Genomic DNA, 12,834 nt, shown 5'->3' with positions numbered 1-12,834 from the left:
ACGTTGGTGTCGCGGCTGGAGGCGTCGAAGCCGTAACCGGCGTTGAAACCAGCGTAGAAGCCGGTCCAGGTGAACACCGGCACCGGCACGAACACCGGGGGAGCCGCGCGGCGCGGAAGATCCGCGGCCGAAGCGACGGCAGTCAGGCCGGCGAGCACAGTGGAGGCGAGAAGCAGTCTTTTCATTGTTTTACCTGGTCCTGATTGGCGAGAGCCGGCGCGCTTGTAGTCCCTGGCCGATGCGAGGTCTGTCGCTTTCCTGCAACAAGGTCATCTCTTAGGAGCGCAGATGTCAAAGAAGGGTAAAGGTTAGTGGGCCGTCATTTTTGCCTTCTCGCGATCGTGCCATCACGCACATCCAGCTCAACACAGGAACTCGCCCCTGTGCATCAATTGCTGGATTCAAGGGGCCAAGAAAGACTTTCTTCAGATCTGAATTATCGGCACGATCCTGCCTCGCAAGGGGGATTTTTGCGTTTTAATGCCTGTTTGGGGCTTGAAGGGACCCATATTGCCGCGGATCGTCGCCGGCGACGAGGTTCGGTCATCCGGGAATTCGCTGGCGTGTATTCCGAAGGAACTCGCTCGGGGAAAGAACTCGCCTGTGGGAACGTGGTCGCGGGCGGACCTTTCTTCGCGGTTGGGCGGCCTTCTGGATCGCGTCTCGACCGCGCTGTCGCTCGGTTCGCAGGGGCCGCGGCTGACGCGTTTGTGATGGCTGCGGCCCAAGCCAACGAGGGACCGAGATGAGGCGGCGGAGTTCAGATGCGCCCGAGCAGCGCCGATAGGGCGGGGGCGAGGCCGAGGGTCGCGAGCGGCGTCGGGACCTCCCCTGTGCCACCGTGGGTCTCGGGAGCCGTGCCTGCGATCAGAACGGCGCGGGTCCCGGCCTCCACCGAGCACAGCACGGGCACCGGCACGTCCGGCTGGATGCGGGCGGCCAGCCCGGCCAGGGCCGCGCCGCCCAGGATGACCGCTTCCGCCCCATCCTGCGTGGCGCAGGCGGTGCAGGCCGCCGCGAGCGCACCGAGGGCCGCCTCCGGGTCTGCCGCGATCTCACCCCCGGTGGGAGCAACGGTGCGCACGCCGGTCAGGTGGTCGCGGAGGCCGATGCCGGTGACGAACTCCGTCAGCATCGGCCCCCACAGGACCCCGCCGGTGACAATGGCGAAGCGTCGGCTTCCGGCGCTGGCGGCCAGGCAGGCCGCCTCTGCCATGCCGATCACCGGCACGGGCGAGACCTCGCGCAGGGCGGCAAGACCCGGATCGCCGAAGCAGGCGAGATAGACGGCATCGCAGCCTGCGACGTGCTCGGCGAGGGCGTCGAGGGCGGCATGGGCCGCGATGGCCGAGGCCGCGCGGCTCGCGATGTAACGGGCGCCGAATCGCCCCGTGACGGGAATGATGGTGGCCGCGGCCCCCGCGATGGTGCGGACGTGCCGCGCCACGAGGTCCGTGACCGCCGGGGTGGTGTTCGGATTGATCAGGAGGATGCGCAAGACCGGTCGGACCTTCGGTAAGGGGGATGTGCTGCGTCTCAGGTGTCGGTCGCGTGGGAGGTGGGACGGACCGGCGCAGGCCGGGTCTCGGGCGTCCGCCTCGACGCAAGGGGCCGGCCAAGGGGTGGCGGTTAAGGGGGGCGGCCAAGGGGCGAGCCCGATTCGCGCACCGCGTTGCGGATAAGCCTGTGCGGACGGGGGCTCTCGATTGACAAGGCCGTGCAAGGCCCTAAGTGTCCTCGCAACGCGTGTGCGCGGCGGGTCGTGTGTCGAAGCCGCCCCTGAGCCAGCCGTCGCCGTGTCGATGTCCTCCGCGCCGGTTGGTCCATTCCCGCGCGCAACGGTTCTCATAGAATATGTCTTTTGCCGACCTCGGATTGAGCGACAAGGTCCTCCAGGCCGTCACGGCGGCCGGTTATTCCGAGCCGACGCCGATCCAGGCCCAGGCCATTCCTCACGTGCTCGCGCGCCGCGACGTTCTGGGCATCGCCCAGACCGGCACCGGCAAGACGGCGGCTTTCACGCTGCCGATGCTGACGCTGCTCGAGAACGGCCGCGCCCGGGCGCGCATGCCGCGCACGTTGATCCTGGAGCCGACCCGCGAGCTCGCCGCCCAGGTGGTGGAGAACTTCGACCGCTACGGCATCAACCACAAGCTCAATGTGGCGCTGATCATCGGCGGCGTCTCCTTCGCCGAGCAGGATGCCAAGCTGATGCGCGGCACCGACGTGCTGATCGCGACGCCGGGCCGGCTGCTCGACCATTTCGAGCGCGGGAAGCTGCTGCTCACCGGCGTCGAGCTGCTCGTCATCGACGAGGCGGACCGCATGCTCGACATGGGCTTCATCCCGGACATCGAGCGCATCGTGAAGATGGTGCCCTTCACCCGCCAGACCCTGTTCTTCTCCGCCACCATGCCGCCGGAGATCGAGCGGCTGGCCGACATGTTCCTGCACACGCCGCAGCGGATCGAGGTGGCGCGTCCCGCCTCCACCGCCTCGACCATCGTGCAGAAGCTCGTGGCGACGAGTTCCGAGGGCCACGAGAAACGCGACCTGCTGCGCCGCCTCATCCGCGGCGAGGCGGACCTGAACAACGGCATCATCTTCTGCAATCGCAAGCGCGACGTGGCGCTGCTGCAGAAGTCGCTGGCCAGCCACGGTTTCAACGTGGCGGCCCTGCACGGCGACATGGACCAGCGCGCCCGCACCATCGCCCTCGACGGCTTCCGCTCCGGCGAGGTGCCGCTGCTGGTGGCGAGCGACGTGGCGGCGCGCGGCCTCGACATCCCGGCCGTGAGCCACGTCTTCAACTTCGACGTCCCGCATCACCCGGAAGACTACGTGCACCGCATCGGCCGGACCGGGCGCGCGGGTCGCGCCGGGCACGCCTTCACCCTGGTGAGCCGGGCCGACGAGCGCTCGCTCCACGCCATCGAGGCGCTGATCGGGCAGCCGATTCCCTGGGCGGAGGGCGACCTCGCTTCGGTCCCCGTATCGGCACCGTCCGAGGAGGGCGAGTCGACGCGCACCCGCTATCGCGGCAAGACCGGCACGGGCCGGCGGGTCCGCGGTGGTGAAGCTCGTAATCCGGAAGCTCGTAATCAGGAAGGCCGTGCGCCTGCCGAGGGCAAGGCGGAGAGCCGGCCGCCGAAGCGGGAGGGCCGTGCCGAGGCGGGCGGCCGCAGGGCCGCGCCGCGCCGCGCCGCGCCCGAGCGCGCCGCACCCGCGGCGGAGGCCGAGCGGGACGTGGTGGCCGCCGCCCCTGCGCCACAGCAGACGCCGCCACGGTCGCCCCGCCCCGAGCGGACGGCCGAGCGTTCGCGTGACGATCGACGCCCGCAGGCCCGCCGTCGCGGCGACGAGGAGGACGGCGATACCCCGATCGGTCTCGGCTCGCACGTGCCGGCGTTTCTCCTGCGTCCGGCGGTGGTCAAGCCGTCCAAATAACCCGTCGAGAGAGAATGGAGCGCGACGAGATCGGTACGCCAACCGTTCTCGGGAGCCGAAATGGCCTTTCGTCCGAGCCCTTAACGGCCTCTGCACGAACATTTCCGTAAAACGATCAAAACGCGGAGATGCGCCACCCTGTGAGACGACCGGGGGGGCGGGACAGTTGGGCGGATCATGGACGGGATACACGGCGACCGCGAACGGAGCTTTGCGCTGGCCGAGCGCGCCAACGCGTTGATGCGGGATTACGGTCCCTCGGCGACGCCGCATTCCTATGCCGTCTGGTACGCCTACGTCGCCGGCACGTATCCGCACATGAACGATGCCTTGAAACGCCTCACGGGCGCGTCCGGGTGCCTGACCGGCCAGGACATCGAGAGCCTCTACGCGAGCTATCTCGATCCGGCACGCCTCTCGGCCGCCACCGAGCGGGCCAGCAGCAGCGTGCTCTCGGAAATTGCCGGCGTGATGGAGGTGTTGGACCTCTCGCTCGGGTCCTCGGCGCAATATGCGGCTTCCCTGCGGACCCTGACGCAGGATCTCGACGGCATGCCGTCGAACCAGACCAGCAGCGTGCGCGAAGTCGTCGCCGCTCTGGTGGCGACGACCCGCGAGGTGACCGCCAACAACCGCACCCTCGAGGCCCGGATGCGCGAGAGCCGGCGCGAGATCGAGGCCCTTCGCGAGACCCTGGAGGCGACGCGCCTGGAGAGCCTGACCGATCCGCTCACCGGCCTGTCGAACCGTAAGCACTTCGAGGACAGCCTGGGCCAACTGGTCCGAGGCGCCTCGGCGGCCACGCCGGCCTGCCTGATCGTCATCGACGTCGATTCGTTCAAGCGCTTCAACGACGTCTACGGTCACATCACGGGCGATCAAGTCCTGCGCCTCGTGGCCCTGGTCATGCGCGAGCACGTCAAGGCCGGGGCGATCCTGGCCCGCTTCGGCGGCGAGGAATTCGCCATGCTGCTGCCGGATACCGGGCGGGCGGCGGCCTATGCCATCGCCGAGACGGTTCGCACCAGCGTGATGGCACGCGAACTGGTGAAGCGCTCGACCGGCGAGTCGCTCGGCAAGATCACGATTTCCCTCGGCTTGGCGATGCACCAGCCGGGCGATACGGCGGTGTCGTTCCTGGAGCGTGCCGACCAGTGCATGTTCAGGGCCAAGCGCGACGGTCGAAACCGCACGGTGGACGACGCCGACGGGATTCCTGCCGACGCCGTCTTGGACCGGAACCTGTCGAACGTTGCCTGATGGTTCCGGCCTGATGGTTCCGGCCTGATGGTTCCGGCCTGATGGTCCCGGAGTGACGGACCGGGCTCGACGCGCTCAGGCGCTTGCCAGCACGGCCTCGGGATTCACCGGCGTGATCGCCACGGACTCGCCGCAGCCGCAAGCCGAGGTCTGGTTCGGGTTGTTGAACACGAATTGCGACGCGAGCTTGCTGGTCTGGAAGTCCATCTGCGTACCGAGCAGGAACAGCAGCGCCTTGGGATCGACGAAGACGGTGACGCCGCGGTCCTCGACTTTGTCCTCGCCAGGCTTCTGCGCCTCGGCATATTCCAGGGTGTAGGACATGCCGGCGCAGCCGCCGTTCTTCACGCCGACCCGGACACCCGCGATGGGCTGGTCCGCATCCGCGATGATCGCCTTGATCCGATCGGCTGCCGCGTCGGTCAGCGACAGGACCTTGAACTTCGATGCCATGATGTCTCTCCGACAGCCGGGTTCAAGGCCCGGGCGGGTGAGGGTGGTGGAACCCGGTTAAGATAGGGATTGCGGAGGCCGGGGTCTATCCATCGCGCGCAGATGGATTGAAGCGCGCTGGCCTGATGCGCATCGGATCGATGTTGCATGATAGGGTGGCCGGACGGAGGGATCACCATGGCCGATGCCGTACGCCTCACCATGACGCCCGAAGACTTCTTCGTCTGGCAGCGCGATCAGGACGAACTCTACGAACTCGTCGATGGTCATCCAGTGCCGCGGCACCGGATGATGACCGGGGCAAGTATGCAGCACGATCGCGCGACGGTGAACATCATCGTCAGTTTGGGAATGCAACTGCGCGGGAAATCTTGCCGCCCGACGACGGCTAATATCTCGATCCGGACCAGCATCCGGGGCTTGCGTCGGCCCGACGTGATGGTCGAGTGCGCCCCCCTGGTGCCGGATACCTACGAGGCACGCGAACCCAAGCTCGTCGTGGAGGTCGCGTCGCCCTCGACCACCACGATCGACCAGACTCGCAAGGTGGAGGAGTACAAGCGTCACCCGACCTTGGCTTACATCCTTCTCGTGGAGACGCTGAAGCCGCAGGCTCTGCTGTACCGGCGCATCGGAGATGACTGGGAGATCGAGACCTTCGAGGGCCTGGACGCTGTCATCGACATGGCCGCCATCGGCGCGACGCTGGCGATGGCGGATATCTATGATGGCGCCGTCTTCCCGCCGCGCCGGGATCTCGCCAGCGAGGGCTGACCGCGCGTCCGCTACCACATATCGAGGGCGACGCGGGCTTCGTCCGACATGCGGCTCTGGTCCCACGGCGGATCGAACACCATGGTGACGGCACAGGACTGGACGCCCGGCACGGCGGCCACGGCGGTCTCGACCCAGCCCGGCATCTCGCCGGCCACGGGACAGCCGGGGGCCGTCAGGGTCATGTCGATGGCGACCTTGCGGTCGTCGGCGATGTCCACCTTGTAGATCAGGCCGAGCTCGTAAATGTCCGCCGGGATCTCCGGATCGTAGACACTCTTCAGGGCGACCACGATATCGTCGGTGAGGCGATCGAGCTCCTCCGGCGGGATCGCCGAGTCGCTCGCGATGGTGGGGGTGTTGGCCCCCCCGGTGATGGCTGAATCGCTCATGGGTCTCTGTCCTGGTCTCGCGATGGCGGGGAGCGGCCGGGCCGCTCCAGAATCGGTCAGGCGAACATCATCTCGGCTTTGGCCAGCGCCTCGGCCAGGGCGTCCACCTCCTGGGTGGTGTTATACAGGCCGAAGGAGGCGCGACAGCTCGAGGTGGCGCCGAAGCGGGTCAGCAGCGGCATCGCGCAATGCGTCCCCGCCCGGATCGCGACACCGTAGCGATCGATCACCGTGGCGATGTCATGGGCGTGCGCCCCTTTCATCTCGAAGGCGATGACGCCACCCTTGCCCTCGGCCGTGCCGATCATCCGCAGGGAATTCATGGCGCCGAGACGCTCCTGGGCATAGGCCAGCAGCGAGGCTTCGTGCGCCGCGATGCGGTCGCGGCCGACCTGCATCATGAACTCCAGCGCGGCCCCGAGGCCGACCGCCTCGATGATGGCCGGCGTACCCGCCTCGAACCGGTGCGGCGGGTCGTTGTAGGTGATGCTGTCCTGGGAGACCGTGCGGATCATCTCGCCGCCCCCTTGATAGGGCGGAAGCCGCTCCAGCCATTCCTTCTTGCCGTAGAGGACGCCGATGCCGGTGGGGCCGTAGACCTTGTGGCCGGTGAAGACGAAGAAGTCGCAATCCAGCGCCTTCACGTCGATCGGCATGTGCACGGCGCTCTGGGCCCCGTCGAGGAGCACGGGCACGCCGTGCGCGTGGGCGATGCGCACGATCTCGGCCGCCGGGGTCACCGTGCCGAGCACGTTCGACATATGGGTGATCGCCACCATCCTGGTGCGCGGCGTGAAGAGCTTTTCGAAGGCCTCGATGAGGAAGTTGCCGGAATCGTCCACCGGCGCCCACTTGATCACCGCGCCGCGCCGTTCCCGCAGGAAGTGCCAGGGCACGATGTTGGAATGGTGCTCCATGATCGACAGGATGATCTCGTCGCCCTCCCCGATCTGGCCGAGCAGGCCCATCGACGAAGCCACGAGATTGTAGGCCTCGGTGGCGTTGCGGGTGAAGATGATCTCATCGGTGGACTCGGCGTTCAGGAACTGCCGGGTGGTCTCGCGCGCGCCCTCGAAGCCCTCCGTGGCGGCATTCGCCATGAAGTGCAGTCCGCGATGGACGTTGGCGTAACCCGTCTCCATGCAGGCCACCATCGCGTCGATGACCGCGCGCGGCTTCTGCGCCGAGGCCGCATTGTCGAGATAGACCAGCGGCCGGCCATAGACCTTCTCGCCGAGGATCGGGAACTGCGCCCGGATCGCCTCGACGTCGTAGGGAATATTCGGGACGGGTGCGTTCATGCGGGGACCTGTGTGGTGTCGGACGCGCGCCCCTCTCCCTGCGGGAGAGGGGCGTTGCGGGATGCGATCAGCCCCGCGCTTTCAGCCACGCCTCGATGGTGCCGATCAGCGCTTCGCGGGCGCCGTCGTGGCTGACCGACTCGATGGCAGCCCCGAGGAAAGCCTGGACCAGCAGGCTCTCGGCCTCGGCCTTCGGCAATCCGCGCTGCATCAGGTAGAACAGCAGGTCCTCGTCGAGGGCGCCGCAGGTGGCGCCGTGGCCGCAGGCGACGTCGTCGGCGAAGATCTCCAACTCGGGCTTGTTCATCATCTGCCCTTCGTCGGACAGGATGAGACAGGCCGACATCATCTTGCCGTCGGTCTGCTGGGCCGCCTGCTGGACGATGATCTTGCCCTGGAACACGCCCGTGGCCTCGCCATCCACCACGGTCTTGAACAGCTCGCGGCTGACCCCGCCGGTGGCGGCATGGTCGGCCAGGAAGGTGGTGTCGGCGAGCTGCCGCCCGTTGAGCATGGCCGCCCCGTTCACCACCGCGCGGGCGTCGGCGCCGGCGAAGTTCAGGTAGACCTGGTGGCGCGAGAGGACGCCGCCGACGACCACATTGACGGTCTCGACGGCCGATGCGGCGCCGAGCTTGACGGACAGGGTCGACAGGGCCACGGCCTCGCGCCCTTCCGCGTTCAGGCGCGCGTGCCGGAAGGTGGCGTTGTCGGCCACCGTCACGTCGAGGGCGTCGTTGGGCTGGTAGGCGATCCCGTCCGGCCCTTCATGGCTCTCCAGAACCAGCGCCTCCGCGCCCTCCCCCAGCACCACGAGGGCGCGGGTGGCGGTCGAATAGGCCTCCGTCCCGGTGCCGACGAAGCGCAGGTGCAGCGGGGTCTCGACCTTGGCGCCGGCCTCCACCGCGATCAGCACGCCATCGGCCAGGAAGGCGGTGTTGAGCTGATAGATCGGGTTCTCCGAGGCCTGACGGACAGGCGTCAACCGATCGAGGTGAGGATGGCCCTCGGCGAGTGCCCGGCTCAGGGGGGTCACGGTGATGCCGGCCGGAATGCGACCGAGATCGGATTCCGCTTCGATCAGATGGCCGTTGACGAGGGTGAGGCGCACGGCCTCGATCCCGGCAAAGCCCTTCGCATCGGCCACGGCCGCCTTCGCGACCTCGGCCGAAGGCATGTCGGCGGGGTGCGCGGCATCGCGAAACGCCGAGCGCAGGTCGGTGTACTTGAAGGCCTCGACGCGGCGGGTCGGCAGGCCGACCGCCTCGAAGTAGCGGAAGGCCTCCTCGCGGGCGATCGAGACGCCCGTGGGGTACTTCATCTTCGTGGCTTCGAAGAGCTTGGACAGCCCGGTCTCGGCCGCGGTGCGGAGCGGGGTGATGTCGGCCATGATCAGGCGGCCTCGCCCGTGCGGTACTCGGCGTAGCCGGAGGCTTCGAGGGCCTTGGCAAGGTCCTTGTCGCCCGACTTCACGATCTGGCCCTGCGACATCACGTGGACGACGTCCGGCACGATGTAGTCGAGCAGGCGCTGGTAGTGGGTGATGACGAGGAACGAGCGCCCTTGCGCGCGCAGCGCGTTCACCCCGCCGGAGACGATGCGCAGGGCATCGATATCGAGGCCGGAATCGGTCTCGTCGAGGACGCAGAACTTCGGCTCCAGGAGCGCCATCTGCAGGATCTCCATGCGCTTCTTCTCGCCGCCGGAGAACCCGACGTTGAGGGCGCGCTTGAGCATCTCCTTGTTGATCTCGAGCTTCTCGGCCGCCCCGTTCACCTTCCGGATGAAGTCGGGGGTGGAGAGCTCGCCCTCGCCGCGGGCCCGACGCTGGGCGTTCAGGGTGGCCTTGAGGAAGGTCATGGTGCCGACACCCGGGATCTCCAGCGGGTACTGGAAGGCCAGGAACACGCCCGAGGCGGCGCGCTCGTCGGGGCTCATCTCGAGGATGTTCTCGCCGTCGAGCAGGATCTCGCCGTCGAGCACTTCATAATCTTCCTTGCCGGCGATGACGTAGGACAGGGTCGACTTGCCCGAGCCGTTCGGGCCCATGATGGCGGCGACCTCGCCGTCGTTCACGGTGAGGTTGAGGCCGTTGAGGATCTGCTTGTCCTCGATGGCCACGGTCAGGTTCTTGATTTCGATCATTTTAGTCTAAGTCCTTCAAACCATTCATTGTGCATCGCTTCGAGGAACGCGATGTTCCCGGCCGGAAAGCCCGAACAATCGCCGATCACCGCATCGATGTTACACCGGGGACACAAGGCGGTTTCCTCGCGAGGAAGCCAGTCCCTAATCTCGGCCGGTGGGAATATGCTGAGGCAAAAGAAGCATCCGCATATAGAACTACTTCTGACCTCTTTGGCATGCTGAGAACTGTGAATATGCGCAGCTCTCAGCATGCTCTTTTCGTATGTCACGACGAAACGCTTAGCCCACCGAGCCTTCGAGGCTGATCGAGATCAGCTTCTGGGCCTCGACGGCGAACTCCATCGGGAGCTGCTGCAGCACGTCGCGGACGAAGCCGTTGACGATGAGCGCGGTCGCTTCCTCATTGGAGAGGCCGCGCTGCTGGCAGTAGAACATCTGGTCTTCCGAGATCTTCGAAGTGGTGGCCTCGTGCTCGAACTGGGCCGACGCGTTCTTGGACTCGATGTACGGCACGGTGTGTGCGCCGCACTGATCGCCGATGAGGAGCGAATCGCAATTGGTGAAGTTGCGCGCGCCCGTCGCCTTCCGGTGCGCCGAGACCAGGCCCCGGTAGGTGTTCTGCGAACGCCCGGCCGAGATGCCCTTCGAGATGATCCGGCTGGTGGTGTTCTTGCCGAGATGGATCATCTTGGTGCCGGAATCGACCTGCTGCATGCCGTTCGACACCGCGATCGAGTAGAACTCGCCGCGGGAATTGTCGCCGCGCAGGATGCAGGACGGGTACTTCCAGGTGATCGCCGAGCCGGTCTCGACCTGCGTCCACGAGATCTTCGAGTTGGCGCCGCGGCAATCGCCGCGCTTGGTGACAAAGTTGTAGATGCCGCCCTTGCCCTCGTTGTCGCCCGGGTACCAGTTCTGGACGGTCGAATACTTGATCTCGGCGTCATCGAGAGCGACCAGTTCGACCACGGCGGCGTGGAGCTGGTTGTCGTCACGCTTCGGAGCGGTGCAGCCCTCGAGATACGAGACGTAGGAGCCCTTGTCGGCGATGATCAGCGTGCGCTCGAACTGGCCGGTGTCGCGCTCGTTGATGCGGAAGTAGGTCGACAGCTCCATTGGGCAGCGCACGCCCGGCGGGATGTAGACGAACGATCCGTCGGAGAAGACCGCCGAGTTCAGGGTCGCGAAGAAGTTGTCGGTCACGGGCACGACCGAGCCGAGATACTTCTTGACGAGGTCCGGATACTCGCGGATCGCCTCGGAGATCGGCATGAAGATCACGCCGGCCTTGGACAGCTCGGCCTTGAAGGTGGTGGCCACCGACACCGAGTCGAACACCGCGTCGACCGCCACCCGGCGCTCGGGGGCGATCCCCTCCAGCACCTCGACTTCGCGAAGGGGAATACCCAGCTTCTCGTAGGTCTTCAGGATCTCGGGGTCGATCTCGTCGAGGGACATCGCCGCCGGGCGCTTCGGCGCCGCGTAGTAGTAGATGTCCTTGTAATCGACCTTGTCATAGGAGACCCGGGCCCAATCGGGCTCCTGCATGGTCTGCCAGCGCTTGTAGGCGTCGAGGCGCCAAGCCAGCATCCACTCGGGCTCGTCCTTCTTGGCCGAGATGAAGCGGATGACATCCTCGGAGATGCCCTTTGCGGACTTCTCCATCTCGATGGTCGTCTCGAATCCGTACTTGTACTGATCGAGATCGATCGAGCGGACGCGATCGATGGTTTCCTGCACTGCAGGCATTAGGCGTCTCCTGACATGCCCGGCGTCAAGGACCGGGTGTTGGTGAGATGGCTTGGGAGAGCGGCGCTCATGCCGCGCGCCCCTGCCGACGATATAGGGTCGCCACCAGCCTTTCGCAGGCGGCGCGACACTGCGCGGCGTCGCTTTCGGTGCTGTTCCACCCGAGGCTCACGCGCAGCGCCCCTGCGGCCAGCGCAGGGGCGACGCCCATGGCCGCGAGGACCGGCGAGCGGGCGACCTTGCCGGAGGCGCAGGCCGAGCCCGACGAGAGGGCCACGCCGGCGAGATCCAGGGCCATCAGCGCCGTCGCGGCGTCGAGGTCCGGAACCGCGAAACACAGGGTGTTGGGCAGGCGCGGGGCACCGGCGCCGAACACGACGCACCCGGGCGCGCTCGCGCACAGAGCGTCCGCGATGCCGTCGCGCAGGATGCCAAGACGGTCCGACAGCGCCGGGTCGGCCAGGTCGGCCGCCACGCCGAGCCCGACGAGGCCCGGAACGTTCTCGGTGCCGCCGCGAAGGCGCGCCTCCTGGCCGCCGCCGCGCAGGAACGCGGCGTTCAGGGTCACGCCCTCGGCGAGCACCAGGGCACCGGTCCCCTTCGGACCACCGAACTTGTGCCCCGACAGGGTCAGGGCGTCGAGGCCGAGCGCACCCATGTCGAGGTTGATCTTGCCGACCGCCTGCACCGCATCCGAATGCACCAGGGCGCGACCATGGGCGCGGGCCAGGGCGACGATCGCCTGGAGCGGCTGAATCACGCCGGTCTCGTTGTTGGCGGCATGGACCGAGATCAGGAGATCGGTCTCGGCATGCCGGTCGAGCAGACCCTTCAGGGCCGGGAGGTCGATCACCCCGGACGCATCCACCGGGATCACCGCGACCGCGTCGGCCGGGAATCGGTGCCCGGCCGCGACGCAGGGGTGCTCGGTGGCGCCGACGAGTAGGCGCGTCGGAGCCGCCTGGCCGGTGCGCGCCAGGGCGCCGGACAGGACCGCGTTGGCGGCTTCCGTCCCGCCGCTGGTGAACACCACCCGCCCCCTGCCCGCCCCGATTCGCCGAGCGACCGCGGCCCGTGCCGCCTCCAGGGCGGCGCGGGCGGCGCGGCCCTCGGCGTGGATCGAGGACGGATTGCCCGGAAGGGTAAGCGCCCGCGCCACGGCAGCCGCGACCTCCGGTCGAACCGGTGAGGTCGCGTTGTGGTCGAGATAGGCGCGGCGTGCAGTCATGCGGACGAAAAACCACTGGTGGCGTCAAGTGCGAACGCGACAAATCCTTGCTTTTGCCCCCCACGATCATGCTAAGGCGCGG

11 protein-coding genes and 1 pseudogene are annotated in these 12,834 nt (G+C 67.3%); 3 read left to right on the top strand and 9 right to left on the bottom strand.

What is annotated here, in order from left to right; all coding sequences use genetic code 11:
• Positions 1 to 185: pseudogene (locus ASF60_RS15935) on the bottom strand (porin family protein); the annotation flags it as partial.
• Positions 186 to 760: 575 nt separating this feature from the next.
• Positions 761 to 1,498, bottom strand: a complete 738-nt coding sequence (locus ASF60_RS15930) for an aspartate/glutamate racemase family protein (RefSeq protein WP_056186956.1) — start codon at positions 1,496 to 1,498, stop codon at positions 761 to 763.
• 356 nt (positions 1,499 to 1,854) lie between these two features.
• Here ASF60_RS15930 and ASF60_RS15925 point away from each other — a divergent pair, with 356 nt between their 5' ends.
• Together ASF60_RS15925 and ASF60_RS15920 are read left to right on the top strand one after the other, a co-directional pair.
• Positions 1,855 to 3,447, top strand: coding sequence for a DEAD/DEAH box helicase (locus ASF60_RS15925; RefSeq protein ID WP_056186953.1), 1,593 nt, complete (start codon positions 1,855 to 1,857; stop codon positions 3,445 to 3,447).
• Between the two features lie 177 nt (positions 3,448 to 3,624).
• On the top strand, positions 3,625 to 4,707 hold the full coding sequence (locus ASF60_RS15920; RefSeq protein WP_056186950.1) for a GGDEF domain-containing protein: 1,083 nt from the start codon (positions 3,625 to 3,627) through the stop codon (positions 4,705 to 4,707).
• Between the two features lie 75 nt (positions 4,708 to 4,782).
• Here the strand turns inward: ASF60_RS15920 and ASF60_RS15915 are convergent, their stop codons facing one another.
• Positions 4,783 to 5,160 carry a HesB/IscA family protein gene (locus ASF60_RS15915; RefSeq protein ID WP_056186947.1) on the bottom strand — a complete coding sequence of 126 codons (378 nt, stop codon included), beginning with the start codon at positions 5,158 to 5,160 and terminating at the stop codon, positions 4,783 to 4,785.
• Between the two features lie 177 nt (positions 5,161 to 5,337).
• Between ASF60_RS15915 and ASF60_RS15910 the strand changes: the two genes are divergently transcribed.
• Complete coding sequence (locus ASF60_RS15910; protein WP_056186944.1) at positions 5,338 to 5,934, top strand: Uma2 family endonuclease; 597 nt, start codon at positions 5,338 to 5,340, stop codon at positions 5,932 to 5,934.
• Between the two features lie 11 nt (positions 5,935 to 5,945).
• Here ASF60_RS15910 and ASF60_RS15905 read toward each other — a convergent pair whose 3' ends face one another.
• The 6 genes from ASF60_RS15905 to ASF60_RS15880 form a co-directional block, all read right to left on the bottom strand.
• On the bottom strand, positions 5,946 to 6,326 hold the full coding sequence (locus tag ASF60_RS15905) for an SUF system Fe-S cluster assembly protein (RefSeq protein ID WP_055954150.1): 381 nt from the start codon (positions 6,324 to 6,326) through the stop codon (positions 5,946 to 5,948).
• Positions 6,327 to 6,382: 56 nt separating this feature from the next.
• Positions 6,383 to 7,627 carry a cysteine desulfurase gene (locus ASF60_RS15900; RefSeq protein WP_056186941.1) on the bottom strand — a complete coding sequence of 415 codons (1,245 nt, stop codon included), beginning with the start codon at positions 7,625 to 7,627 and terminating at the stop codon, positions 6,383 to 6,385.
• 67 nt (positions 7,628 to 7,694) lie between these two features.
• Positions 7,695 to 9,017, bottom strand: coding sequence for a Fe-S cluster assembly protein SufD (sufD, locus tag ASF60_RS15895; RefSeq protein ID WP_056186938.1), 1,323 nt, complete (start codon positions 9,015 to 9,017; stop codon positions 7,695 to 7,697).
• Between the two features lie 2 nt (positions 9,018 to 9,019).
• The gene (sufC, locus tag ASF60_RS15890) at positions 9,020 to 9,772 is read right to left on the bottom strand and encodes a Fe-S cluster assembly ATPase SufC (protein ID WP_056186935.1); all 753 of its coding nucleotides are present in this window, start codon (positions 9,770 to 9,772) and stop codon (positions 9,020 to 9,022) included.
• A gap of 282 nt (positions 9,773 to 10,054) precedes the next feature.
• Entirely contained in the window at positions 10,055 to 11,524 is a 1,470-nt protein-coding gene (sufB, locus tag ASF60_RS15885) for a Fe-S cluster assembly protein SufB (RefSeq protein WP_056186931.1), read from the bottom strand.
• Positions 11,525 to 11,591: 67 nt separating this feature from the next.
• Positions 11,592 to 12,752 carry a cysteine desulfurase family protein gene (locus tag ASF60_RS15880; RefSeq protein ID WP_056186929.1) on the bottom strand — a complete coding sequence of 387 codons (1,161 nt, stop codon included), beginning with the start codon at positions 12,750 to 12,752 and terminating at the stop codon, positions 11,592 to 11,594.
• Positions 12,753 to 12,834: the final 82 nt, after the last annotated feature.

This window comes from Methylobacterium sp. Leaf113 (assembly GCF_001423325.1).
Taxonomy (GTDB): domain Bacteria; phylum Pseudomonadota; class Alphaproteobacteria; order Rhizobiales; family Beijerinckiaceae; genus Methylobacterium.
The sequence above is the reverse complement of the archived record's forward strand: the minus strand, read 5'-3'. Positions and strand labels throughout refer to the sequence as shown.

Bases quoted from the DNA above. Each gene is read 5' to 3' on its own strand.
- sufB (WP_056186931.1), bottom strand. From the start codon at position 11,524: ATGCCTGCAGTGCAGGAAACCATCGATCGCGTCCGCTCGATCGATCTC.
- sufD (WP_056186938.1), bottom strand. From the start codon at position 9,017: ATGGCCGACATCACCCCGCTCCGCACCGCGGCCGAGACCGGGCTGTCC.
- ASF60_RS15925 (WP_056186953.1), top strand. From the start codon at position 1,855: ATGTCTTTTGCCGACCTCGGATTGAGCGACAAGGTCCTCCAGGCCGTC.
- ASF60_RS15900 (WP_056186941.1), bottom strand. From the start codon at position 7,627: ATGAACGCACCCGTCCCGAATATTCCCTACGACGTCGAGGCGATCCGG.
- sufC (WP_056186935.1), bottom strand. From the start codon at position 9,772: ATGATCGAAATCAAGAACCTGACCGTGGCCATCGAGGACAAGCAGATC.
- ASF60_RS15920 (WP_056186950.1), top strand. From the start codon at position 3,625: ATGGACGGGATACACGGCGACCGCGAACGGAGCTTTGCGCTGGCCGAG.
- ASF60_RS15910 (WP_056186944.1), top strand. From the start codon at position 5,338: ATGGCCGATGCCGTACGCCTCACCATGACGCCCGAAGACTTCTTCGTC.
- ASF60_RS15915 (WP_056186947.1), bottom strand. From the start codon at position 5,160: ATGGCATCGAAGTTCAAGGTCCTGTCGCTGACCGACGCGGCAGCCGAT.
- ASF60_RS15905 (WP_055954150.1), bottom strand. From the start codon at position 6,326: ATGAGCGATTCAGCCATCACCGGGGGGGCCAACACCCCCACCATCGCG.
- ASF60_RS15880 (WP_056186929.1), bottom strand. From the start codon at position 12,752: ATGACTGCACGCCGCGCCTATCTCGACCACAACGCGACCTCACCGGTT.